We start from the raw sequence: 22,460 nt of genomic DNA on the forward strand, positions 1-22,460 counted from the left end.
GGGCCGGTCGTCGACGGCCGGGTCCTCACCGAGCCCACCGACACGGTCTTCGCCGCCGGACGGCAGCATCCGGTACCGCTCCTCGTCGAGGGCTCCGTGTACACGACCCTGGACGTGCTGCGCCGGCTCCCCGTGGAACCGGGCACCGACGAGGTGTACCCCGTACGGGACACGGACGAGGCCCGCCGGACGGCCCGGCGGTTCACCGGGGAGAGCCGCTTCACCTACCCCGTCCGGTACTGGGCCACGGCCCACCGGCGGACCACGCCGACCTGGCTGTACCGCTTCACCCGGAGACCCCCGCTGCCCGACGACCTGGTCCTCGCACCTCCGCGGGACGGGCTGCCGGGATACGGCGTCCATCACACCGCCGAACTCCGCTACGCCCTCGACACCTTGGACTGCCGCCCCTGGCCCCGGACCGAGGCCGACCGCGCCTGGCCCGCACCATGGCCGACACCTGGGCGCGCTTCGTGGAGAAGGCCGACCCCAACGGCGGCGGGCTGCCCGCCTGGCCCGCCTTCGCCGAGGACGAGGCGATGGTCTTCGACGAGCAGGTCGCTCTCGGAGGCGTCGAACGCCCGGCGGCGATGCGACTGTTGGCGGACTGCCCCCGCCCCCTGTGAAAGGACCTCCCATGGCACGACTCCCCGACACCGAAGGCACCGGTGAGATCGCCGCCCGCGTCCGCGACCGCCGGGGCGGCGAACTGCGCCCCCTCGACCGGATGCTGCTGCACAGCCCCCAGCTCGCCGACGGCTGGAACAGCCTCCTGGGCGCCATCCGGGGCAGGCTGAGGCTGGGCGCGGACCTCCGCGAGTCGGTGATCCTGAGGATCGCCGTCCTCAACCGCGCCCCGTACGAATGGACCGCCCACGAGCCCGAGGCGCGGCGGGCCGGGCTCGGCGACGCCGAACTGGCCGAGCTGCGACGCGAGAAGCCCGAGCTCGACGCCCGGATGTCCCGGGTCATCGCCTACACCGACGCGATGACCCGCGACCTCCACGTTCCCGACGCCCTGTTCGACGCCCTGCGCGCCGACTTCACCGACGCGGAGCTGGTCGAACTGACGGCGACCGTCGCGGCGTACAACATGGTGTCCCGCTTCCTGGTCGCCCTGGACGTCTAGTGCCGCGGCAGGCGACGTTCGCCCCGTCGCGACGCCCGGCACGCACTCTCGCCGCACCGGCCGAAAGCCCAAGTACGTCCAGTACGAGGACTTCCGGCCGGCACGCCGAGAGCACGCACCGGACGCCGCTCCTTGACGGGCAAACGTTGCCTGCCGCGGCACTAGGAGCCACCGTGCCGCCGGAGGAAGCGGATCAGCAGGCGGTTCCAGGCGGCGGGCTGCTCCCCGTGCGGATGGTGGCCCGCCTCGCGGACGACATGGGTCTGCACGTCCGCCAGATGGCCGGAGTCGAGGCGCATCACCGACGGCGGGTTGTACAAGTCGGCGTCCCCGGTGATCGGTTGGACCGGCAGGGTGAGCCTCTCCAGGGCCGCCCAGGTGATCGTGCGGGTGAGGGACCGGGCGAAGGCGGTGGGAGGGGCCCAGCTCCTTGGAGTCCACCGGCGTGTCACCGAACGGGTCGGGCTGGAGCGCCGAGGTCAGCTCCTGGTACGCGGTGTCCTGGATGCCCATGACACTGCCCGACACCGTGAGGCCGCGGAGCCGGACAGGGGGAAGCGGTCCAGGCCCAGACGGTCGGCGAGGGTGTCGAGGTCGCCCGAGGCGGTGTCGACCTCCGCCCTGGTGCCGGCGACCGAGCGATGGGCCCCGCGCCGCGAGTAGCCGATCACCCAGCAGCCGGCCCCGGCCGGCCCCGGCTGCTGGTACGGCCGGCTCTCGCCGCTGCCCGGGCACGGATGCAGCAGGACGATCGCCTCCCCGTCGCCGCCGGTGTCCCAGCACCACGGACTGCCGCCCCCGGAGACCGGCACCTGGTACTCGGTGACCGGTACCCGCGCGGGGGCCGGCACGGGCTCCCACGGCCCGGACGGCTCCCCGGCGGCGCTCGCGAAGGCCGCACCCTGCGGGACCCGGTCGTCGCGAGAGCGGCCGGTGCGGCGCCGCCGACCACCGCCCGTCCGCTGGGCCCCGTGGGGTCGGCGGGGCCGTGGGGGACCGGCTGCATGATTCCTCCGGTGGACAAGGGGCCCCAGGATGTTGACAGGAATGTTGGAAGTCGACAGGAGGCGGGGTATCCCGTATCGGACGTGATACGGGGTGAGATGGTGTCGACACCGTTGAACCGGCTGTGAGTCCGGACCAGGCAGGGAGAAGTGCCGCATGACCGATCAGGACACGCACCTCGTGCTGGAGCGCCTCCTGCGGCTGCGGGACCGGCGTGAGCCGCTGGTCGCGCAGATCGCCGAATGGGTCGGCGCGGGCATCATCGAGGGGCGGCTCGAGCCCGGGCAGGACCTCAACAGCGTCGATCTGTCACGCCGGTTCGACACCAGCCGGACCCCGGTGCGCGAGGCGCTGATGCTCCTCGAGCAGGAGGGCCTGGTCGAGATGAAGGCGCGCCGCCGGCCCCGGGTCGCCGCACCCTCCCCACAGGACATCCGGGACATCTACCAGGTGCGCAAGAACCTCCTGTCGATGCTCGCGGCCCTGCTCGTCGAGCGGGCGGGCGACGAGGAGATCGCCGAGCTGCGCACCCGCGTCGAGCGGATGCGGAAACTGGCCGACGACGGTGACGTGGACGGGTACTTCTGGAGCCATGTGACGCTCCAGGAACGGATGACGGAGATCGTCGGCAACGCCACGCTCAAGCAGATCCTGGACTCCCTCGCGCTGCGCACCCTGATGCTGCGGCACCTCAGCCTCACCCGCGCCGGCCGCCTCGCCTACAGCGTGGACGACCAGGAACGGCTGCTCCGGGCCGTCGAGGAGCGCGACGGGGAACTGGCCGCCGCGCTGATCGCGGGTGCGACGGTACGGGCGCAGCGGGCGGTGGAGGAGCAGCTGGAGCAGGACGCGGCGGGACGCGTGCGGGGGCCCGCACGACGGCGGCGCACGGCCTCCTGACGGCCGGTGACCGCACGTCACCTGGCGAGCACTCCGCCGTCCACGGGGAAGTTGCCGCCGGTCACCCACGCCGACTCGTCCGACGCCAGGTACACCGCGCACCAGGCGATGTCCCGCGGGGTTCCGACCCGGCCCAGCGGGATCCGGGCGAGCAGGGTCTCGCGGGCCGCGCCGTCATGGGCGCCGGCGGACTCCGTGGCGGGGGTGCGCACCATGCCCGGTGAGATCGTGTTCGCGCGGATGTCCGACGGCCCGCCCTCGACGGCGAGTTGACGGGTCAGACCGAGCACCGCCGACTTGCCCGCGCAGTGCGCGACCATCCCGAAGGTCCCGCTGCCCCGGAAGGCGTTCACCGAGGCGAAGCTGACGATCGAGCCGCCGCCCGAGGCCGCCAGGTGCGCCACGCGGCCCGCACGGGCAGGAAGACGACGTCGACCTCGCCGCGGATGGTCGGCGTCCCCTGGGCGCCGAAGTCCATCTCGGCGGTCGTCGCCATGTGCGGGGCGATCGCGCCGGCGGTCACCAGGACGTCGATCCGTCCGTGCCGCTCGTAGGCCTCGTCGGCGTAGCGCCGGGCGTGGGCCGGGTCCGTCATGTCGAACGGGGCGAGCATCTCGACGCTCAGCCCCCGGTCGGCGGCCTCCTCGCGGGTGCGTTCGGCCGCGGCCGCGTCGATGTCACAGCCGACCACGGTCGCGCCCTGCTCCGCGAAGAGCAGGGTGCAGCCCTGGCCGATCCCGGCCCCCGCACCGGTGACGAGAGCGACTTTCCCGGAGAGCCTGCCGGTCACATGGACCCCCGTCTCGTATGTCCGCACGAGACGCGGCGCGACTCGCCCTCCCCTCTTAGTGTCGACAGTGTGAGCGGGTCAAGGGGTGTGAGCCTCTCAAGAGGCCATTCTGCCGACAGTTGGCCGAGGGTCTCTGGCTCGTGCTCCGACAGCGCGGGCGCCGGGCGCGACCTCGGCCAACACGGAACGCCGCCCGACCCGTCCTTTGTAAAGTGGCCCTCGTCAGTCCGTTCCAGGAGTCCCCGCAACCCGTGAGGTACACCCGAATCATGACGACCGAAACGTTTGAGTTCCAGGTAGAGGCCCGTCAGCTTCTCCAGTTGATGATCCACTCGGTCTACTCGAACAAGGACGTCTTCCTGCGCGAGCTCGTCTCCAACGCCTCCGACGCGCTGGACAAGCTGCGCCTCGCCAAGCTGCGGGACGACGCGCTCGACGCCGACGTCTCCGACCTGCACATCGAGATCGACACCGACGCCGAGGCCCGTACGCTCACCGTGCGGGACAACGGGATCGGGATGTCGTACGACGAGGTCGGCCAACTCATCGGCACCATCGCCCACTCCGGCACCGCGGAGTTCGCCAAGGAGCTGCGCGAGGCCCAGGACGCGGACAGCGCCGAGGGGCTCATCGGTCAGTTCGGCGTCGGCTTCTACTCCGGGTTCATGGTCGCCGACGAGATGACCCTCGTGACCCGGCACGCCGGCGAGAGCCACGGCACCCGCTGGTCCTCGCGCGGCGAGGGGACGTACAGCCTGGAGACCGTCGACGACGCGCCGCAGGGCACCTCGGTCACCCTGCACCTCAAGCCCGCCGACGACGAGGACAAGCTGCACGACTACACCTCCGCCTGGACGATCAGGGACATCGTCAAGCGGTACTCGGACTTCATCACCTGGCCGATCCGTACCGTCCCGCGGCAGGGCGAGGACGGCACCGTGCCCGAGGCCGAGACGCTCAACTCGATGAAGGCGCTGTGGGCGCGCTCGCGCGAGGAGGTGTCCGACGACGAGTACCACGAGCTGTACAAGCACATCAGCCACGACTGGCGCGAACCGCTGGAGACCATCAGGCTCCAGGCGGAGGGCACCTTCGAGTACCAGGCCCTGCTGTTCGTGCCCTCGCACGCCCCGCACGACCTCTACACCCAGGGCTACAAGCGCGGTGTGCAGCTGTACGTCAAGCGCGTCTTCATCATGGACGACTGCGAGGCGCTGCTGCCGTCCTATCTGCGCTTCGTCAAGGGCGTGGTCGACGCGGCGGACCTCTCGCTGAACGTCTCCCGCGAGATCCTTCAGCAGGACCGGCACATCCGGATGATGCAGCGCCGGCTGACCAAGAAGCTCCTGTCCACGGTCAAGGAGATGAGGGAGAACGCCCCGGAGCGGTACGCCACGTTCTGGCGGGAGTTCGGCTCCGTCCTCAAGGAGGGCCTGCTCAGCGACTCCGACAACCGCGAGACCCTGCTCGCCGCCGCGTCGTTCGCCAGCACCCACGCCGAGGACGGACTCACCACTCTCACGGCGTACGTGGAGCGGATGAAGGACGGCCAGGAGGACATCTACTACCTGACCGGCGAGTCCCGCGAGAGCATCGAGAACTCCCCGCACATGGAGGCGTTCCGCGCCAAGGGCATCGAGGTCCTGCTGCTCACCGACGCCGTCGACGAGGTCTGGGTCGACGTGGTGGGCGAGTTCGAGGGCAAGCGGCTCAGGTCCGTCGCCAAGGGCGAGGTCGACCTCGACGGCGAGAGCGAGGAACGGGCCGACGGGGAGCGGGAGAAGCAGGGCGAGGAGTACGCCGCCCTGCTCGGCTGGATGAAGGAGCAACTGGGCGACGACATCAAGGAGGTGCGCCTCTCCGCGCGCCTCACCGTCTCCCCGTCCTGCCTCGTCTCCGACACCGGCGACCTCACCCCCGCGCTGGAGAACATGTACCGCGCCATGGGCCAGGAGGTGCCCAAGGCCCAGCGGATCCTCGAACTCAACCCCGGACACCCGCTGGTGCAGGGGCTGAACAAGGCCTACCAGGAGCGCGAGGACCGTACCGGGCTCGCCGGGACCGCCGAACTGCTGCACGGCCTCGCGGTGCTCGCCGAGGGCGGCCGGCCGACGGACCCCGGCCGGTTCGTGAAGCTCGTGGCGGAACGTCTGGAGCGCGCGCTCTAGTCGTCGCCGGGTGATTGCGGGCGGGGACGGTGTAGAGGCCCCCGCCCGGAATCTTCACGGCCCGCACACCGAACATTCTGATTGGTTGAGTCAATCAACTGGGCCTACGATGCTGGGCAGTTCGTGCTGGAACGCATCCCCCCACGGAGGCCCCCCGCCATGTCCCACGCGCATCCCACGCCCGCCCGAGCGGGGGCCTCGGCGTCCGCGGAGCCGGGGCAGCCCGCCGCCCGGCGGCCGGGTCTCGTCGTCGCGGTGCTGGCCTTCGGCGGGATCGTCGTCTCGCTCATGCAGACGCTGGTCATCCCGATCGTCCCCGAACTGCCCGGGCTGCTGGGCGCGTCGGCCTCGGACGCGACCTGGGCCGTCACCGCCACCCTGCTCGCCGCCGCCGTCGCCACCCCCGTCATGGGACGGCTCGGCGACATGTACGGCAAGCGCCGCATGCTGCTGGCCGGCCTGGTCATGCTGGTCGCCGGATCCGTCACGGCCGCCCTCAGCGACACCCTCGCCCCGATGGTCGTCGGCCGGGCGCTCCAGGGCCTCGCCTCGGGTGTCATCCCGCTCGGCATCAGCATCATGCGGGACGAACTCCCCGCCGAGCGGCTCGGCTCGGCCACCGCGCTGATGAGCGCCTCCCTCGGCGTCGGCGGCGCCCTCGGGCTGCCCGCCGCCGCGCTGATCGCGGACCAGTTCGACTGGCATGCGCTGTTCTGGACGTCCGCCGCGCTGGGCGTGGTCGCCGCGCTGCTCGTCCCGCTGTACGTGCCCGAGTCGCCGGTGCGCGCCGGCGGACGCTTCGACGTCGTGGGCGCCCTCGGCATGGCGGCCGGGCTGGTCTGTCTGCTGCTGGGCATCTCCAAGGGCGCCGACTGGGGCTGGGGCAGCGCCACCACGCTCGGGCTGTTCGGCGCGGCGGCCGTGGTGCTCCTCCTGTGGGGCCTGTTCGAACTCCGCGTCCCACAGCCCCTGGTGGACCTGCGGACCACCGCCCGCCGTCAGGTGCTGGTGACCAACCTCGCCTCCATGGCCTTCGGTTTCTCCATGTTCGCCATGTCCCTGGTCCTTCCCCAGCTGCTCCAGTTGCCTGAGGCGACGGGCTACGGTCTGGGCAGGTCGCTGCTGGCCGCCGGACTCGTCATGGCCCCCACGGGCCTGGTCATGATGGCCACCGCGCCGCTGTCCGCGCTGGTGTCCGGGGCGCGCGGCCCCAAGACGACCCTGATGATCGGTGCCGTGATCGTGGCCGCCGGGTACGGGCTGGGCATCGTGCTGACGGACGCCGTCTGGCAGCTCGTCCTGGTCTCCTGCGTCGTCGGCGCCGGCATCGGCTTCGCCTACGGCGCCATGCCCGCGCTCGTCATGGGGGCGGTGGACCCTTCCGAGACGGCCGCCGCGAACAGCCTCAACACGCTGATGCGGTCCATCGGCACCTCCACCGCGAGCGCCGTCGCCGGGGTGATCCTGGCCCGGATGACCACCACCTTCGGCACCGTCGCCCTGCCGTCCGAGAACGGCTTCAAGGTGGTCATGGCGGTGGGGTCGGGGGCGGCGGTGCTGGCGCTGCTGGTCGCCTCGTTCATCCCCGGGCGGGGGCGCGCGGCGACGGAGCCCGCCCCGGTGACGACCGGGACCGCCGGGCCCGACGAGCGGGCCGTGGGCGCGGCCGTCGCCGTCCCGCTGGCCCGTGCCGTCGCCGAACTGGTCGCCACGGTGCCGGGGCTCGACGACGGCGAGCCGGGCGCCGGCGCTCACCCCGTGCGCGGGCAGGTGCGGGGCGCGGAGGGCGCGCCGGTCGCCGGGGCCGCGGTGACCCTGATCTCGCTGGGCGGACGGCAGCTGGGCCGCGCGGTCACCGCCGCCGACGGCGCCTACGCCCTCCGTGCGCCGGGGGAGGGCACCTATGTGCTGATCACCGCCGCCGACGGTCATCAGCCGCAGGCGGCGACGGTCCTGGCGGGGGCGGCGCCGGTGACGTACGACGTCCTCCTCGTCGGCAGCAGCGGGCTCGCCGGAGCGGTGCGCTCGGCCGAGAGCGGTGCTCCGGTCGCCGGGGCGGTCGTGATCGTCACGGATGTGCGCGGAGACGTGCTGGCCAGCGTGCGGACCGACGGCATGGGCGAGTTCGCGGTGACCGACCTGGTGCCGGGAGCGGTGACCGTCGCCGTCAGCTCGCCCAAGCACCGACCCCTGGCGCTGCCCGTGGAGATCGGCGCCACCGGTCTCACCCGGGTCGACGTCGAGCTGCGGTTCGGCGCACAGGTCCGGGGAACGGTACGCGGTGCGGGCGCCCCGCTCGGCGACGCCCGGGTGACACTGGTGGACGCCGCCGGGAACGTCGTCGCCTTCACGACGACCGGCAGCGACGGCGCGTACGCCTTCTCCGACCTGGACGGCGGCCAGTACACGGTGATCGCGACCGGCTACCCGGCCCGTGCGACCGGGATCAGCCTCGGCGGCGGTGACGTGGACGACCACGACATCGAACTCGCCCACGCGGGAGAGTAGTCCCCGCGCCGCCTCACGAGCGGACCGGCATCCGCCCCACTCGGGTGCCGGTCCTTCACCCCGGCCGGCACGGACGTCCGCACCGGCCGTCTCACACCAGGACGACCCGGATCCCCGCCTCCTCGCACCGCCGGACCGTCTCCGCGTCCGCCCCCGTGTCCGTGACCAGGGTGTCCACCGCGTCGGCCGCGCAGATCCGGGCGAACGCCCGCCGCCCCAGCTTGCTGGAGTCGGCGGCCACCACGACCCGCCCGGCGCGCTCGCACAGCATCCGGTCGACGGCCGCCTCGGCCTCGTCGTGCGCGGCGGCACCGTCCCTCGTGTCGAAGGCCACCACCCCGAGCACCGCCACATCCAGGGTGATCTGCCCCAGCACCCCGTCGGCCAGCGGCCCGACCAGCTCGTACGACTGCGCCCGCGCCACCCCGCCCGTCACCACGATCTTGAACTGGGGGCGCACCGCCAGCTCGGTCGCGATGTTCAGGGCGTTGGTGACCACCGTCAGCGCCGGGGTGCCGGACGCCAGATCGGCGCGCACCGCCAGCGCCCGCGCCACCTCCGTCGTCGTCGTGCCCCCGGTCAGCCCGACCGCCTCGCCCGGCCCGACCAGATCCGCGACCGCCCGCGCGATCCGCTGCTTCTCGGAGGCACGCCGGGCCGTCTTGTAGCGCAACGGCAGCTCGTACGACACCCCGTGCACCACCGCGCCGCCCCGCGTGCGGACCAGCATCTGCTGCTCGGCGAGCTGGTCGAGGTCCCGGCGGATGGTCGCCGCCGACACCCCCAGCTCCGCCGCGGCCTCCTCCACGTCCAGCCGGCCCCGCTCGACCAGCAGCTCCAGCAGCGCCTTCCAGCGGGCGTCGCGTGACATGGGCCGTCTCCGTTCGCATGCTTGAAGTTGTTCGAAAGCAGGCTCTATCTTGCAGGAACAATCACCGTCAGCGGGAGGTGGGGCATGACCCACGTCGAGGACGAGCTGAGGAGCCAGCCGGAGTGCTGGGCACGGGCCGCCGCCGAAGCCGGCCGGTGGGCGCCGGACCTGCCCCGGCCGGGGGAGCGGGTGGCGATCGTCGGCTGCGGCACCTCCTCCTTCATGGCCCGGGCGGCCGCCGCCCTCCGGGAGGGTGCCGGGCAGGGCGAGACGGATGCCTTCGCCGCCTCCGAGTTCCCCCGTCACCGCCCCTACGACCGGGTCCTCGCCCTCACCCGCTCCGGCACCACCACCGAGGTGCTCGACCTCCTCGCCCGCCTCCGGGGCCGTACGCCCACCACCGCCGTCACCGCCGACCCGAGCACCCCGGTCGGGGAGGCGGCCGACCGGGTCGTCGTGCTCGACCACGCCGACGAACTCTCCGTCGTGCAGACCAGGTTCGCGACCACCGCCCTCACCCTCCTGCGCGCCCACCTCGGTCTGCACCCCGACAGCGCCGTCGCCGACTGCCGCACCGCGCTCGCCGAGCCGCTGCCCGAAGGGCTCGTGGAATGCGGGCAGTTCACCTTCCTCGGGCGCGGCTGGACCGTGGGCCTGGCGCACGAGGCGGCCCTGAAGATGCGCGAGGCCGCGCTCGCCTGGGCGGAGGCGTACCCCGCCATGGAGTACCGGCACGGCCCGATCAGCGTCAGCACCTCCGGCACGGCCACCTGGATGATCGGCGAGGCGCCCGACGGGCTGGCCCGACAGGTCGGCGACACCGGCGCGCTGTGGGTGCGGGGAGCACTGGACCCCCTCGCCGAGCTGGTCCGCGCCCAGCGGCTCGCCGTGGCCGTCGCCGCCGCCCGGGGGCTCGACCCGGACCGGCCCCGCCATCTCACCCGCTCCGTGATCCTCTGACCGGCCGACCAGGAGCTGCCGTGCCCCTCACCACCACCGGCGAGCTGGTCGCCCGCGCCCGCGCGGCCCGTACCGCCGTCCTCGCCTTCAACATCATCACGCTGGAGCACGTGGAGGCCGTGGCCGCCGGTGCCGAGGCCGCCGGCGCGCCCGTCGTCCTCCAGGTCAGCGAGAACGCCGTCACGTTCCGCCGGGGCCGGCTGCTCCCGCTGGCCCGGGCCGCCGTCACCGTCGCCGAACAGGCCGCCGTTCCGGTCGCGTTGCACCTCGACCACGTCCGGAGCGACACCCTGCTCCACCAGGCCGCCGACGCCGGGTTCAGCTCCGTGATGTACGACGCCTCCCGGCTGCCGTACGCCGCGAACCTCGCCGCGACCCGCGCCGCCGTCGACTGGGCGCACTCCCGAGGGCTGTGGATCGAGGGCGAGTTGGGGGAGATCGGCGGCAAGGGGGCGCACGCCCCCGGGGCCCGCACCGACCCCGGTCGGGCGCGCGCCTTCGTCGACGGCTCCGGCGTGGACGCCCTGGCCGTCGCCGTCGGCAGCGTGCACGCCATGACCACCCGCACGGCCACCCTCGACCACGCCCTGCTGGCGCGGCTCGCCGAGGCCGTCGACGTGCCGCTGGTCCTGCACGGCTCGTCCGGCGTCCCCGACGACCAGCTCACCGCGGCCGTCGCGGGCGGGATCACCAAGGTCAACATCGGCACCGCCCTCAACCAGGCCCTCACCGGTGCGATCCGGGAGTTCCTGGACACCGACCCGGCCGTCGTGGACCCGCGCCGCTACCTGACGGCGGGACGCGAGGCGATGGCCCGCACGGTGGAGCGGACCCTGCGCCTGCTCACCCGCGCCTGACCGCCCTCAGCACCACGAACTTCGGGTCCCCGGCCACCAGCCGGCAGTTCCCGAACAGCCGCTTCAGCGTCATGTGGTAGCCCAGATGACGGTTGCCCACCACCCACAGCTCCCCGCCCGGCCGCAGCACGCGCCGGGCACCCGTGAACATCCGCCGGGCCGTCGCGTCCGTGGTCGCCTGGTGGGAGTGGAACGGCGGATTGTTCAGGACGACGTCCACACTGCCGTCCGGCACCCCGGTCAGCCCGTCCCCGACCCGGAACTCGGCGTGTCCCGGCACCCCGTTGGCCTTGAAGGTCGCCTCCGCCGAGGCCACCGCCTGGAACGACTCGTCGGTGAACAGCACCTCGGTCTCCGGGTTGGCCAGCGCCACCGCCGTCCCCACGATCCCGTTGCCGCAGCCCAGGTCCACGACCCTGCGCGGGCCGTCCGTCTCCGGCAGGTGCTTCAGGAAGAACCGGGTGCCGATGTCCAGCCGGTCGGCGCAGAAGACCCCCGCGTGGTTGACGACCGGGCGGCCCGAGAGCGAACCGACGTCGCCGGGAAGGTCGTAGAGGTACGGCCACGGGTTCGCGGGGCGCGGCAGCGACGCATCCGGGGCGCAGAAGATCAGCCGCGCCTTCTGCTCGGCCAGCGAGGTCCTGGTCGGGCCGAGGATCCGCTCGAACAGGCGCAGGGTGGAGGTGTGGATCTCCTTGACCATGCCGGTGCCGATCACCACCGTGCCCGGGTGGACGGCGGGCGCGAGCCGCAGCAGCTGGTCCTCCAGCAGTGCCAGGCTCTTCGGCACCCTGACCAGGAGCAGGTCGATCCGGTCGGGCACCGGGTCCTGGGTGGTGAGCAGCCGCACCGTGCCGGGTCCGACACCGGCCCGCGCGAGGTTCACCCGGGTCGCCTCCTGCCCCAGCCAGGAGTCGGTGATCTGCACCGGTTGGTGCGCCGCGAGCGCCGTGACCAGCGCGCCCCAGCGGTCGCCCAGCACCACGACGGTGCCGGACAGGGGTACAGCCTGCTCCGCGAGATACCGGAGCAGATACGCGTCGGAGGCGTCCCAGGCACGCAGCCGGTCGCGCGGATCCTCGGGGAAGCGGGCCAGGGCGACCTCGCCCCACGGCGTCGTCATACGGTCGTTCATGGTGCCCCAAGGCTAGCCCAGCCGCAGCTCAGACCCGGTGTCGGTACGGTGGGGGAGGATGGCCTCATGGACGGCGAGCTGTTTCCCCGGGAGCGGGCCCGGATCGCGCCGGGCGCGGTGCACGTGCCCGACTGGCTCGACGCGGACCGCCAGGCCGGCCTCCTCGAAGCCTGCCGCGCGTGGGCGAGCCCCCCGGCCGGCCTGCGCACGGTCCGCACACCCGGCGGCGGCACGATGACCGCGCGCCAGGTCTGTCTGGGCTGGCACTGGTATCCGTACGCCTACGCCCGCACGGTCGTCGACGGCGACGGGACGCCGGTGAAGCCCTTCCCGGACTGGCTGGGCGAGCTGGGGCGGCGCGCGGTGGCCGACGCGCTGGGCCCCCGGGCGGCGACCGAGGCCCGCTACGACATCGCGCTGATCAACTTCTACGACGGCGACGCCCGCATGGGCCTGCACCGGGACGCCGACGAGCAGTCCGACGCGCCCGTGGTGTCCCTGAGCCTCGGCGACACCTGTGTGTTCCGCTTCGGCAACACCGAGACCCGCACCCGGCCCTGGACCGACGTGGAGCTGCGCAGCGGCGATCTGTTCGTGTTCGGCGGAGCGTCCCGGCTCGCCTACCACGGAGTGCCGCGCGTCCTGCCGGGCACGGCACCGGCGGGGCTGGGTCTGACGGGGCGGCTGAACGTCACCCTGAGGGTGAGCGGTTTCACCGGCGCACCCCCGCGGTCGGTCGACGCACCCGCCCGCTTCCCCGGCGGCGGCTGACGAACGGATCATGGGAGACTCCCCCTCATGAGCGGCGACGCGAACCCCCGGCCGGCGGGGGAAGGGACCACCTCGAGGGCGCGATTGGACCGGGGGCGCGGTGCGCTCGGGCCCGCGTTGGAGCTTGTGCACACCGGGCGGGCGCCCACCCGGTCCGTGCTCACCGCGGAACTCGGCGTCACCCGCGCCACGGCCGGCGCGGTCGCCGCCGAACTCGAGGCACTCGGGCTGATCCGGGTCGACGCGCGGCCCGGTGCCGCCGCCGGTTCCCAGGGCCGGCCCTCGCACCGGCTCGAACTCGCCGAGGAGGGCCCGGTCGCCCTGGCCGCCCAGGTGCACGCCGACGGGTTCCGCGCCGCGCTGGTCGGCCTCGGCGGCCGGATCGTCGCCACCACCCCGAGCTGTGAGGCCGTCGACGCCGATCCGGCGAAGGTGCTCGGCGCCGCCATGGACGCCGGTGCCGACCTGCTGCGCCGCACCGGCCGCCGGTGCGTGGGCGCGGGGCTCGCCGTGCCGTCGGCGGTCACCGAACCGGAAGGCCTGGCGCTCAACCCCCTGCACCTGGCCTGGCCGGTGGGGGCCCCGGTGCGGGAGGTCTTCGCCGAACGCGTCCGTGCCGCCGGGATCAGCGGCCCCGCCTTCGTCGGCAACGACGTCAACCTCGCCGCCCTCGCCGAACACCGGCACGGCGCCGGACGCGGCGCCCGCGACCTGCTGTGCGTGGCCACCGGGCACCGGGGCGTCGGCGGCGCGCTCGTCCTCGACGGCCGTCTGCACACGGGCAGTTCGGGACTCGCCCTCGAAGTCGGGCACCTCACCGTCAACCCCGAGGGCGGCCCCTGCCACTGCGGCGGCCGCGGCTGCCTCGACGTCGAGGCCGACCCGCTGGCCCTGCTGACGACCGCCGGCCGCGAGCCCGGACCCGAGGGCTCGCTGCTCCACCAGGCCAACGAGCTGATCCGCGAGGAGTACGGCGACCCGGTCGTCCGCACGGCCGCCGAAGCCCTCATCGACCGGCTCGGCCTCGGACTCGCGGGCCTGGTGAACATCCTCAACCCCGACCGGATCATCCTCGGCGGACTGCACCGCACCCTCCTCGACGCCGACCCCGACCGGCTGCGCGCCGTCGTCGCCGACCGCAGCCTCTGGGGCCGCAGCGGCGGCGTGCCCATCCTCGCCTGCACCCTCGACCACAACAGCCTGGTCGGAGCGGCCGAGCTCGCCTGGCAGCCGGTGCTCGACGATCCCCTCGGGGCGCTGAGCGCGGCCTGACCGCGGTCTCCCTCAGGGCCTGGCCCGAGAGGTACCCGCCCGGCACCGGCGACGACTTCGTCTCCAACGAGGTGATCGTCCAGGGCCTCACGGCCGCCCGCGTCCGGCACTTCCCGACCGACACCTGCGAGTGGGAGGGCTACTACGACAACGTCGCCGGCATCTCCTGCCCGCGGGGCGGCGGCCCGCGGCGCGAGGCCGACCTGGTCCTCCGCTTCGGCACCTTCGGCTTTCCCGCCCCTCGACGCGCACGTCGTCGAGTTCCGGGCTCCCGGCGACGGCGTCCCCGGCCCGCTGTCCTGGACCGCGCAGCAGGACGGCGGCCCCGAGGAGCGGCTGCACGTCCTGCACGCCTGGCTGGTCGAGGACCCGCCCGCGGGCCGGGGCCGCGTCCTCACCCAGGAGACGCAGCACGGCCGGCCCGCCGCGGCGCCGGCGCAGGAACGCCCCGACCCGAAGCCCAGCGGTCACCAGGCCCGGCTGGACGGCCTGGTGAGCGCCGCGGCGAAGTAGGTTGACGGCATGACCGACAAGACCACCGTGAGTGTCCTCGGCACCGGCATCATGGGTGCCGCCATGGCCCGCAACCTCGTCCGCGCCGGACACCCCGTCCGCGCCTGGAACCGCACCCGCGCCAAGGCCGAGCCGCTGGCCGCCGACGGCGTCACCGTCACCGACACCCCCGCCGAGGCCGTCCGGGGCGCGGATGTCGTCCTGACCATGCTCTACGACGGTCCCGCCGCCCTGGACGTCATGCGCGAGGCCGCTCCCGCCCTGCGCCCGGGCGTCGCCTGGGTGCAGTCGACCACCGCCGGCATCGAGGCGATCGGCGACCTGGCCGCCTTCGCCCGGGAGCACGGGCTCGTCTTCTTCGACGCGCCGGTGCTGGGCACCCGCCAGCCCGCCGAGGCCGGGCAGCTGACGGTCCTCGCGGCCGGCCCGGCCGGGCACCGGGACGCGGTCGCCCCCGTCTTCGACGCGGTCGGCGCGCGCACGGTGTGGACCGGCGAGGACGGCGGCGCGGGCAGCGCCACCCGGCTGAAACTGGTCGCCAACAGCTGGGTGATCGCCGCGACCGCCGCGACGGGTGAGGTGCTCGCGCTGGCCCGGTCGCTGGAGGTCGACCCGGCGGCGTTCTTCGGGCTGATCGAGGGCGGCCCGCTGGACATGGGCTATCTGCGGGCCAAGGCCGGGATGATCCTCGACGGCCGGCTCTCCCCGCCCCAGTTCGCGGTGGACACCGCGGCCAAGGACGCCCGTCTCATCGTCGAGGCCGGCCGCGCGGGCGGCGTCCGCCTCGACGTGGCGACCGCGAGCGCGGAACGCCTGGAGCGGGCGGCCGCGCAGGGACACGCCCACGAGGACATGGCGGCGGCCTACTTCGCGAGCTTCGACGAGAAGCCGTCCGCCTGAAACGCCCCCGGGCCCGCGACCCGAGCCGTCACACCCCGACGGCTCGGCGCGGCCGGGCCACCAACTCGCCGCCGCAATTGGGGCAGACACCTCCCAGCGCCGCTCCGCACGGCCGGCAGAAGGTGCACTCGTAGGAGCAGATCAGCGCCGGTCCGTCGGGCGGCAGGGCGGCCGTCGTACAGCGCTCGCAGCGCTCACGCATCTCCAGGGCCATGGCCGTACCCCTCCTCACCCGCGGGTCTCTCCGTCACGGGCCATGCTCGCGGACCGTACGCCGGCCGACAGCGTCCCGGCGGGACAGGTACCGACACGATCGGGCCATCCAGCGCCCCTCCCGTGGCACGCGGGAAGCACTCCCGGGACCCCGTGCGTACTCCCCGGGAGGTACCCGCACTGCCGCTGGCCGTACGACGACCCGGGCCCCCTCCCGGCGGGATTCTCGAGGCATCGCAGCACCGAGGAACCCCACCGAGGAGATGACCCGAGATGAACACCCTGGCGAACGGGGACGGCGGCGGCCCCGGCCCCTGGATCCTGTTCCTCCCGCTGATCTGGGCGGCCGTCGTGGTCGGCGTCGTCACCCTGCTGCGCCGCACGGTGTGGCGCGGCCGACGCGGCCCCTGGCATCCCGTCGACCGGCCCGCCGGCGACTCGCCCCTCGCCGTCCTCGGCCGGCGCTTCGCCGCCGGCGAGATCGACGAGGACGAGTACTGGCGCCGGCTGTCCGTCCTGGACGAGCAGTTCGGCCGGAAGGGGGGTGCGCGGTGACCACCGCGACCGCCCTCACGACGGCCGCCCGGGTCGCCGACGCCGTGAAGGTGTACGGCGTCGGAGACACCGCCGTACGGGCCCTGGACGGGGTGAGCGTGGCCTTCCCGGCCGGACGCTTCACCGCGATCATGGGCCCGTCGGGCTCCGGCAAGTCCACCCTGATGCACTGCGCGGCGGGCCTGGACACGCTCACCTCCGGCGCCGCCTGGATCGGCGACACCGAACTGGGCGCCCTCGACGACCGCCGCCTCACCCTCCTGCGCCGTGACCGGGTCGGGTTCGTGTTCCAGTCGTTCAACCTGGTGCCCACCCTGACCGTCGAGGAGAACATCCGGCTGCCGCTGGATCTCGCGGGCGCCGCGGGCGAGGCCGAGTGGATCGACGCGCTGGTCGACACCGTCGGTCTGCGCGACCGGCTGCACCACCGGCCCTCGCAGCTCTCCGGGGGACAGCAGCAACGGGTCGCCGTGGCCCGGGCGTTCGCCGGCCGTCCCGATGTCGTCTTCGCCGACGAGCCCACCGGCAACCTCGACTCCCGCACCGGGGGAGAGGTGCTCGGGCTCCTCGCCGGGACCGTCCGTCGCACCGGCCGTACGGTCGTCATGGTCACCCACGACCCGGTGGCCGCCGCCCACGCCGACGAGGTCGTCTTCCTCGCCGACGGACGGCTCGTCGACCGGATGGAGTCCCCGACCGCCGACCTCGTCCTGGACCGCATGAAAGCCTTCGAGGTGCCGTCATGAACGCGTCCCCGCGCCTCGGCCTCACCTCGCTGCGCGCCCACGGGCGGCGGTTCGCCGGCACCTTCCTCGCGGTCTTCCTCGGCGTGGCCTTCCTCGCCGGAACGCTCGTCATGGGCGACACCCTGCGCGCGAGCTTCGACTCGATGTTCGGCGGTGCCACCGCCGGCACCGACGCCGTCGTCCGCGGCGCCGACGTCATCACCACCCCCGGCGAGAGCCAGGGCGTACGCCGACCGGTCGGCACCTCCCTCGTCGCGGCCGTCGAGAAGGTGCCGGGTGTGGCGGTCGCCGCCCCGGACATCCAGGGCGCGGGCCAGCTCCTCGGCAGCGACGGCAAGCCGATCGGGGGCCAGGGCCCGCCCACCCTCGCCGGCAACTGGATCGCCGACCCGAAGCTCAATCCGTACCGGCTCGCCGAGGGCCGTGCCCCCGCCCGGTCCGGTGAGGTCGTCGTCAACCGCGGCACCGCCGAGAAGGGCGGACTGAGGATCGGCGACACGACCGTCCTGCGCACCCCCGACCCGGTGCGCGTGACGATCGTCGGGCTCGCCACCTTCGGCGGCGAGGACGGCATGGCCCAGGTGACCTTCACCGGCATGACCCGCGCCGACGCCGAGAGGTACCTCACCGCCCGGCCCGGCGAGGCCACGAGCATCGTGGTCCGCGCCGACCCCGGAGTGGGCCAGGCGGAGCTGGTCCACCGGCTGACTCCCGTCCTGCCCCAGGGCGTCGAGGCCATCACCGGGCAGGAGTCGGCGCGCGAGAACACCGACATGATCGCCAGCCGGTTCCTCACGGTCTTCACCACGTTCCTGCTGGTGTTCTCCGGGGTCGCCCTGCTCGTCGCCACCTTCTCCATCCACAACACCTTCGCCATCGTCGTCGCCCAACGCACCCGTGAGAACGCCCTGTTGCGTGCCCTCGGCGCCTCCCGCCGCCAGGTCACCGCGGCCGCCCTCACCGAGGCGAGCGCCGTCGCCGTGACCGGCTCCGCGGCCGGACTGGCCGGCGGCATCGGGATCGCGGCCGGTCTCCAGGCACTGTTCCCGGCCATCGGATTCCCCTTCCCCGAAGGCGACCTGGTGATCAGCGGCCTGTCCTTGGGCATCCCCCTCGCGGTCGGCGTCCTGGTCTGTCTGGGCTCCGCCCTGCTGCCCGCCGTGCGGGCCGGGCGCACCGCCCCGCTGGCCGCGCTCCGCGAGAGCGCCGTCGACACCTCGGGCGCCTCCCGGCCGCGTGCCCTCCTCGGCGCCGCCCTGCTCGTCCTGGCCCTCGCGGCGACCCTGACCGGAGTGCTCGTCTCCCCCTCCGTCTGGCCGGCCGGCCTCGGCGCCGTCCTCGCCCTGGTCGCCTTCGTCGTCCTCGGCCCGGCCGCCTCCGGCCCGGCCGTACGTGTCCTCGGCGGCCCCCTGGACCGGCTGCGCGGTGTCACCGGAGGCCTCGCCCGGCGCAACGCCCTGCGCAGCCCCGGGCGGACGGCCGCCACCGCGAGCGCCCTGATGATCGGCGTGGCCGTGGTGTCCCTGTTCACCGTGTTCGGGGCCTCGCTGAAGGCCACCATGGACCAGACCGTCTCCCGGTCCTTCGCGGGTGACGTCGCCGTCAGCACCCCGTCCTTCGGCGCGGGCGGCAGCGGGCTGAGCCCGAGGCTGGCCCCCGCGATCGGCGCGCTGCCCGAGGTCGACACCGCCGTCGGGCTCGGCCGCGGAGTGGCCGAAGTCGGCGGCGAGGGACGCGCGTTGACCGTGACCGACCCGGCGGCCCTGGCCCGCACCTTCGACCTCGGCACCGTACGCGGCGACCTGCGCGCCCTCGGTACCGACGGACTCGCCGTCACCCGCGCGGAAGCCGACCGCCAGGGGCTGCACGTCGGCGACCCGGCCCGGCTCGCCTTCACCGACGGGGAGCGGCGGACCTTCACCGTCCGCGCGGTCTACGGGCAGTCGGAACTCGCCGGTGACTACGTCATCACCCGCGCCGCCTGGGCCCCGCACCGCACCCAGGACGCCGACACCCTGATCGCCGTCTCCTTCAAGGACGGCGTGAGCACCGCCCGGGGCAAGGCGGCCGTCGAGAGGGTCGCCGCGCATTACGGCAACCCCGAGGTGCAGACCCGCGCCGCCTACGCGGCCTCGTCGGCCGGCGGCATCGACATGATGCTCACCCTCGTCTACGCCCTGCTCGCCCTCGCGGTCCTGATCGCGCTCCTCGGCATCGCCAACACCCTGACGCTGGCGATCCACGAACGCACCCGCGAACTCGGCCTGTTGCGGGCCGTCGGCCAGACCCGGTCCCAGCTGCGGGCCATGGTCCGCTGGGAGTCGGTCCTGGTCGCCGCCTTCGGCACGGCGGGCGGCCTGGTGCTCGGCAGCTTCCTCGGCTGGGTGCTGGTGCGGGCCTCCGACGGGGCGAGCGACAGCGCCTTCGCCTTCGCACTGCCGCCCGCCCGGCTCACCGTCGTCGCCCTCGTGGGCCTCGCCGCGGGCGCCCTCGCCGGGGTGCGCCCGGCCCGGCGCGCGGCCCGCCTGGACGTGCTGCGGGCCGTCGCCACCGAATGACCTCACGGGAGGTCCCCCGGTGAAGGCAGGTCACCGCCCGGTCAGCCGACGACGGCGGACCGGGCGGGAGCATGGGAGGCACGGTGGACGTCCACCGCGACCACCTCCGGGAACGGGGACACGACCTGCTCCCGGGGCGTACGGCGCGGCGGACGCGCCGACCGCTCCGGCACGACGGCCGACGCGGGCAGCGTGAACCAGACGACCTTGCCGGACTCCCCGTCCGGCCGCGCGCCCCAGCTCTCGCTCATCGCGGCCACCATGGCGAGCCCGCGCCCGCAGGTGGTCAGGGTCCCGGTCTCCGGGACGTCCGCCGGCACCGGAAGCCGCGGATCGTGGTCCCGCACGGAGACGGTGAGCCGGTCCAGCAGCAGCTCCATCTCCACGACACACGTCTTGTCGGGCCGGGCATGCAGGTGGACGTTGGTCAACAGCTCCGTCACACCGAGCGCGGCCCGGTCTATGAGGGGATCGAGATGCCAGTAGCGCAACTGCGCCGATACGATTCTGCGGACCTGGCCGATCCGCGACGGCAGGGCTTGGAGCTCCACCGTGCAGTGCCTGCTTGGGTTGCTGATCACGGCTGCGACTCCCCGACTGAGGTCCGGAAGAACACGGAGTTCGGATCGATCGAGCAGAGCTGCTGCGCAAGGCGGCCGCCTGCTGCGGTGGCCGGCGGGCTGGTTCGCAGCGTTATCGCCGGTAAACCCAGAGTGACGTGAGAACAGCGTGACTCAGGGGATCCCGCGGCGCAACTCGCACGGCCCGGGCCTGCTCGGCTGCTTCGCTTCAGCGGGAGTGACCCGCCGCCTTCCGTACGGCCTCGATGAACCGGCGGGCCGCGGGCGGCCCCGGCTCGCCCGGCGCGGGGTCGTGCTCGCCGAGAGTCAGCAGATACCGGTTGCCGTTGAGGTCCGCCAGCGCCCGGTCCTCCGGGGCGAACCAGGGCCGGGAGGCGCGGACCGCCTGCACCGGCGCGCTGTCGATCTCGCTGCCGTAGCTGGTGAGCAACTCCAGCCTGCCGCCGCTGATCCGGACCTGCCCGGCCCGGGTGAGCGAACGCAGTCTCTTCCCGATCCGCACGCCCGTCGCCGTGAACTCCGGCTCCGCCATGCCTCCCCGCCCCCTTGCGGTCGTCCTCGCGTGAGCGAACTCGTCGTCTCCGTGATCCAGTGTGCGCCCCCGTCCGGGACCCGCGCCGCACCGAGGGCGTACGCCCTGACCGGGAGCCGCGCCCCGCCCGGTGCAGTCTGCCCGCGCCCGGCGTCGAGCACCAGTACGTACGACGCGCCGACCACGGCCTTCAGGAGCACTCGCGCGAATGCGCCCCCCGTGCGCCCGCACTGCCTCCCCAGGGCCGCCTTTGAGGCCCCCAAAGGTGTGTTTATGCAGGTGAGAAGCGGTACGGAAGGTGCTTATGATCGGTGTGTCGGCCGCCTCGGGCGCCCGTCGGCGCGACGCGTGTAAGGAGCTTCTGCCGTGACCACCCCCCAGCAGACCAGGACCGGCGCCACCCTCGACGTCGACCACAGTGATGTCTTCTACCGCGACTGGCTGAAAGAGGCCGTCCGCAAGGTCCAGGCCGACGCCAACCGCTCGGCCGACACCCATCTGCTCCGCTTTCCGCTCCCCGACGGCTGGGGCGTCGACCTGTATCTCAAGGACGAGTCGACCCACCCCACCGGCAGCCTCAAGCACCGCCTCGCCCGCTCGCTGTTCCTCTACGGCCTGTGCAACGGCTGGATCCGGCCGGACCGCCCGGTGATCGAGGCGTCGAGCGGCTCCACCGCCGTGTCCGAGGCGTACTTCGCCAAGCTGATCGGCGTGCCCTTCATCGCCGTCATGCCCCGCACCACGAGCGCCGAGAAGATCCGCCTCATCGAGTTCCACGGCGGCGGCTGCCACTTCGTCGACGACCCGCGCACCATGTACGAGGAGTCGGCCCGCCTCGCGGCGGACACCGGCGGCCACTACATGGACCAGTTCACCTACGCCGAGCGGGCCACGGACTGGCGCGGGAACAACAACATCGCCGAATCCGTCTTCCGTCAGCTGGAGTCGGAGCGATTCCCGGAGCCCGCCTGGATCGTCGCCACGGCCGGCACCGGCGGCACCTCCGCGACCATCGCCCGGTACGTCCACTACACCCAGCGCGACACCCGCATCTGTGTCGCCGACCCCGAGAACTCCTGCTTCTTCGAGGGCTGGACCACCGGCGATCCGGACGTCACCTACGACTGCGGCTCCCGCATCGAGGGCATCGGCCGTCCCCGGATGGAGCCGAGCTTCGTACCGGGTGCCATCGACCGCATGATGAAGGTCCCGGACGCGGCCAGCGTCGCCGCCGTACGGGCCCTGGAGCAGGCGATCGGCCGCAAGGCGGGCGGCTCCACGGGCACCGGACTCTGGAGCGCGCTCAAGATCGTCGCCGAGATGGTCGCCGACGGCCGGCGCGGCAGCGTGGTCACCCTGCTGTGCGACCCCGGCGACCGCTATCTCGACAAGTACTACTCCGACGTCTGGCTGGCCGAACAGGGCCTGGACATCGCGCCCTACACGGCGGCCATCGAGTCACTGCTGGCGACCGGCGTCTGGCCGGAATGAGCCGG

The 22,460-nt window shown here is 73.6% G+C and carries 23 protein-coding genes; 14 read left to right on the forward strand and 9 right to left on the reverse strand.

Annotation, left to right across the window (positions count from 1 at the left end):
- Window positions 1–449: 449 nt before the first annotated feature.
- Both AQJ64_RS51265 and AQJ64_RS32650 read left to right on the forward strand, forming a co-directional pair.
- A complete protein-coding gene (locus AQJ64_RS51265; RefSeq protein WP_240512626.1) occupies window positions 450–626 on the forward strand; it encodes a hypothetical protein in 177 nt (58 codons plus the stop codon).
- 11 nt (window positions 627–637) lie between these two features.
- Entirely contained in the window at window positions 638–1,129 is a 492-nt protein-coding gene (locus AQJ64_RS32650; protein WP_055634153.1) for a carboxymuconolactone decarboxylase family protein, read from the forward strand.
- A gap of 161 nt (window positions 1,130–1,290) precedes the next feature.
- Here the strand turns inward: AQJ64_RS32650 and AQJ64_RS32655 are convergent, their stop codons facing one another.
- Entirely contained in the window at window positions 1,291–1,581 is a 291-nt protein-coding gene (locus AQJ64_RS32655) for an alpha/beta fold hydrolase (protein ID WP_059203228.1), read from the reverse strand.
- 27 nt (window positions 1,582–1,608) lie between these two features.
- A complete protein-coding gene (locus AQJ64_RS32660; RefSeq protein WP_055634151.1) occupies window positions 1,609–1,980 on the reverse strand; it encodes an alpha/beta fold hydrolase in 372 nt (123 codons plus the stop codon).
- Between the two features lie 310 nt (window positions 1,981–2,290).
- On the opposite strand from AQJ64_RS32660, the gene AQJ64_RS32665 reads away from it, so the two are divergent.
- The gene (locus tag AQJ64_RS32665; RefSeq protein ID WP_055634150.1) at window positions 2,291–3,034 is read left to right on the forward strand and encodes a GntR family transcriptional regulator; all 744 of its coding nucleotides are present in this window, start codon (window positions 2,291–2,293) and stop codon (window positions 3,032–3,034) included.
- Between the two features lie 17 nt (window positions 3,035–3,051).
- Here AQJ64_RS32665 and AQJ64_RS51835 read toward each other — a convergent pair whose 3' ends face one another.
- Window positions 3,052–3,387: an SDR family NAD(P)-dependent oxidoreductase gene (locus tag AQJ64_RS51835; protein WP_276206655.1), complete on the reverse strand. Its 336-nt coding sequence runs from the start codon at window positions 3,385–3,387 to the stop codon at window positions 3,052–3,054.
- Window positions 3,384–3,824 (reverse strand): SDR family NAD(P)-dependent oxidoreductase, encoded by a 441-nt coding sequence (locus tag AQJ64_RS51840; protein WP_055634148.1) that lies wholly within the window; start codon window positions 3,822–3,824, stop codon window positions 3,384–3,386. Before AQJ64_RS51840 ends, AQJ64_RS51835 begins: the two co-directional genes overlap by 4 nt.
- 269 nt (window positions 3,825–4,093) lie before the next feature.
- Here AQJ64_RS51840 and htpG point away from each other — a divergent pair, with 269 nt between their 5' ends.
- The gene (gene htpG / locus AQJ64_RS32680; RefSeq protein ID WP_055634147.1) at window positions 4,094–5,992 is read left to right on the forward strand and encodes a molecular chaperone HtpG; all 1,899 of its coding nucleotides are present in this window, start codon (window positions 4,094–4,096) and stop codon (window positions 5,990–5,992) included.
- Between the two features lie 159 nt (window positions 5,993–6,151).
- Window positions 6,152–8,500: an MFS transporter gene (locus tag AQJ64_RS32685; protein WP_055634146.1), complete on the forward strand. Its 2,349-nt coding sequence runs from the start codon at window positions 6,152–6,154 to the stop codon at window positions 8,498–8,500.
- Window positions 8,501–8,591: 91 nt separating this feature from the next.
- Here the strand turns inward: AQJ64_RS32685 and AQJ64_RS32690 are convergent, their stop codons facing one another.
- Window positions 8,592–9,371 (reverse strand): DeoR/GlpR family DNA-binding transcription regulator, encoded by a 780-nt coding sequence (locus AQJ64_RS32690; protein ID WP_055634145.1) that lies wholly within the window; start codon window positions 9,369–9,371, stop codon window positions 8,592–8,594.
- An 84-nt stretch (window positions 9,372–9,455) separates the two neighbouring features.
- On the opposite strand from AQJ64_RS32690, the gene AQJ64_RS32695 reads away from it, so the two are divergent.
- Together AQJ64_RS32695 and AQJ64_RS32700 are read left to right on the forward strand one after the other, a co-directional pair.
- Complete coding sequence (locus AQJ64_RS32695) at window positions 9,456–10,331, forward strand: SIS domain-containing protein (RefSeq protein ID WP_055634144.1); 876 nt, start codon at window positions 9,456–9,458, stop codon at window positions 10,329–10,331.
- Between the two features lie 20 nt (window positions 10,332–10,351).
- A complete protein-coding gene (locus tag AQJ64_RS32700) occupies window positions 10,352–11,188 on the forward strand; it encodes a class II fructose-bisphosphate aldolase (protein ID WP_055634143.1) in 837 nt (278 codons plus the stop codon).
- Here AQJ64_RS32700 and AQJ64_RS32705 read toward each other — a convergent pair.
- Window positions 11,175–12,311: a methyltransferase gene (locus tag AQJ64_RS32705; protein WP_055634142.1), complete on the reverse strand. Its 1,137-nt coding sequence runs from the start codon at window positions 12,309–12,311 to the stop codon at window positions 11,175–11,177. The genes AQJ64_RS32700 and AQJ64_RS32705 overlap by 14 nt on opposite strands.
- Window positions 12,312–12,389: 78 nt before the next feature.
- Between AQJ64_RS32705 and AQJ64_RS32710 the strand changes: the two genes are divergently transcribed.
- From AQJ64_RS32710 to AQJ64_RS32720, 3 genes are all read left to right on the forward strand, one after another.
- Window positions 12,390–13,094, forward strand: coding sequence for an alpha-ketoglutarate-dependent dioxygenase AlkB family protein (locus tag AQJ64_RS32710; protein ID WP_055634141.1), 705 nt, complete (start codon window positions 12,390–12,392; stop codon window positions 13,092–13,094).
- A gap of 27 nt (window positions 13,095–13,121) precedes the next feature.
- Window positions 13,122–14,366: an ROK family protein gene (locus AQJ64_RS32715; RefSeq protein ID WP_055634140.1), complete on the forward strand. Its 1,245-nt coding sequence runs from the start codon at window positions 13,122–13,124 to the stop codon at window positions 14,364–14,366.
- Window positions 14,367–14,888: 522 nt separating this feature from the next.
- The gene (locus AQJ64_RS32720; protein WP_055634139.1) at window positions 14,889–15,779 is read left to right on the forward strand and encodes an NAD(P)-dependent oxidoreductase; all 891 of its coding nucleotides are present in this window, start codon (window positions 14,889–14,891) and stop codon (window positions 15,777–15,779) included.
- A 28-nt stretch (window positions 15,780–15,807) separates the two neighbouring features.
- Here the strand turns inward: AQJ64_RS32720 and AQJ64_RS46780 are convergent, their stop codons facing one another.
- Window positions 15,808–15,993, reverse strand: coding sequence for a DUF1272 domain-containing protein (locus AQJ64_RS46780; protein ID WP_079062080.1), 186 nt, complete (start codon window positions 15,991–15,993; stop codon window positions 15,808–15,810).
- A 272-nt stretch (window positions 15,994–16,265) separates the two neighbouring features.
- Here AQJ64_RS46780 and AQJ64_RS32725 point away from each other — a divergent pair, with 272 nt between their 5' ends.
- The 3 genes from AQJ64_RS32725 to AQJ64_RS32735 are packed head-to-tail and all read left to right on the forward strand — an operon-like array spanning window position 16,266 to window position 19,851.
- A complete protein-coding gene (locus AQJ64_RS32725) occupies window positions 16,266–16,547 on the forward strand; it encodes an SHOCT domain-containing protein (protein ID WP_055634138.1) in 282 nt (93 codons plus the stop codon).
- Window positions 16,544–17,293, forward strand: coding sequence for an ABC transporter ATP-binding protein (locus AQJ64_RS32730; RefSeq protein ID WP_055634137.1), 750 nt, complete (start codon window positions 16,544–16,546; stop codon window positions 17,291–17,293). The genes AQJ64_RS32725 and AQJ64_RS32730 overlap by 4 nt, the downstream gene beginning before the upstream one ends.
- Entirely contained in the window at window positions 17,290–19,851 is a 2,562-nt protein-coding gene (locus AQJ64_RS32735; RefSeq protein ID WP_055634136.1) for an ABC transporter permease, read from the forward strand. Before AQJ64_RS32730 ends, AQJ64_RS32735 begins: the two co-directional genes overlap by 4 nt.
- 41 nt (window positions 19,852–19,892) lie before the next feature.
- Here AQJ64_RS32735 and AQJ64_RS32740 read toward each other — a convergent pair whose 3' ends face one another.
- Window positions 19,893–20,432, reverse strand: a complete 540-nt coding sequence (locus AQJ64_RS32740) for an ATP-binding protein (protein WP_206189699.1) — start codon at window positions 20,430–20,432, stop codon at window positions 19,893–19,895.
- A 208-nt stretch (window positions 20,433–20,640) separates the two neighbouring features.
- Window positions 20,641–20,964 carry a hypothetical protein gene (locus AQJ64_RS32745; protein ID WP_055634135.1) on the reverse strand — a complete coding sequence of 108 codons (324 nt, stop codon included), beginning with the start codon at window positions 20,962–20,964 and terminating at the stop codon, window positions 20,641–20,643.
- A gap of 366 nt (window positions 20,965–21,330) precedes the next feature.
- On the opposite strand from AQJ64_RS32745, the gene cds1 reads away from it, so the two are divergent.
- On the forward strand, window positions 21,331–22,455 hold the full coding sequence (gene cds1 / locus AQJ64_RS32750; RefSeq protein WP_055634134.1) for an L-cysteine desulfhydrase Cds1: 1,125 nt from the start codon (window positions 21,331–21,333) through the stop codon (window positions 22,453–22,455).
- The last annotated feature ends 5 nt before the right edge of the window (window positions 22,456–22,460 follow it).

Source organism: Streptomyces griseoruber, from assembly GCF_001514205.1.
Taxonomy (GTDB): Bacteria; Actinomycetota; Actinomycetes; order Streptomycetales; family Streptomycetaceae; genus Streptomyces; species Streptomyces griseoruber.

Bases quoted from the DNA above. Each gene is read 5' to 3' on its own strand.
- AQJ64_RS32715 (WP_055634140.1), top strand. From the start codon at position 13,122: ATGAGCGGCGACGCGAACCCCCGGCCGGCGGGGGAAGGGACCACCTCG.
- AQJ64_RS32745 (WP_055634135.1), bottom strand. From the start codon at position 20,964: ATGGCGGAGCCGGAGTTCACGGCGACGGGCGTGCGGATCGGGAAGAGA.
- AQJ64_RS32720 (WP_055634139.1), top strand. From the start codon at position 14,889: ATGACCGACAAGACCACCGTGAGTGTCCTCGGCACCGGCATCATGGGT.
- AQJ64_RS46780 (WP_079062080.1), bottom strand. From the start codon at position 15,993: ATGGCCCTGGAGATGCGTGAGCGCTGCGAGCGCTGTACGACGGCCGCC.
- AQJ64_RS32665 (WP_055634150.1), top strand. From the start codon at position 2,291: ATGACCGATCAGGACACGCACCTCGTGCTGGAGCGCCTCCTGCGGCTG.
- AQJ64_RS51265 (WP_240512626.1), top strand. From the start codon at position 450: ATGGCCGACACCTGGGCGCGCTTCGTGGAGAAGGCCGACCCCAACGGC.
- AQJ64_RS32695 (WP_055634144.1), top strand. From the start codon at position 9,456: ATGACCCACGTCGAGGACGAGCTGAGGAGCCAGCCGGAGTGCTGGGCA.
- AQJ64_RS32735 (WP_055634136.1), top strand. From the start codon at position 17,290: ATGAACGCGTCCCCGCGCCTCGGCCTCACCTCGCTGCGCGCCCACGGG.
- AQJ64_RS32705 (WP_055634142.1), bottom strand. From the start codon at position 12,311: ATGACGACGCCGTGGGGCGAGGTCGCCCTGGCCCGCTTCCCCGAGGAT.
- AQJ64_RS32710 (WP_055634141.1), top strand. From the start codon at position 12,390: ATGGACGGCGAGCTGTTTCCCCGGGAGCGGGCCCGGATCGCGCCGGGC.
- htpG (WP_055634147.1), top strand. From the start codon at position 4,094: ATGACGACCGAAACGTTTGAGTTCCAGGTAGAGGCCCGTCAGCTTCTC.
- AQJ64_RS32690 (WP_055634145.1), bottom strand. From the start codon at position 9,371: ATGTCACGCGACGCCCGCTGGAAGGCGCTGCTGGAGCTGCTGGTCGAG.
- AQJ64_RS32650 (WP_055634153.1), top strand. From the start codon at position 638: ATGGCACGACTCCCCGACACCGAAGGCACCGGTGAGATCGCCGCCCGC.
- AQJ64_RS32725 (WP_055634138.1), top strand. From the start codon at position 16,266: ATGAACACCCTGGCGAACGGGGACGGCGGCGGCCCCGGCCCCTGGATC.
- AQJ64_RS32685 (WP_055634146.1), top strand. From the start codon at position 6,152: ATGTCCCACGCGCATCCCACGCCCGCCCGAGCGGGGGCCTCGGCGTCC.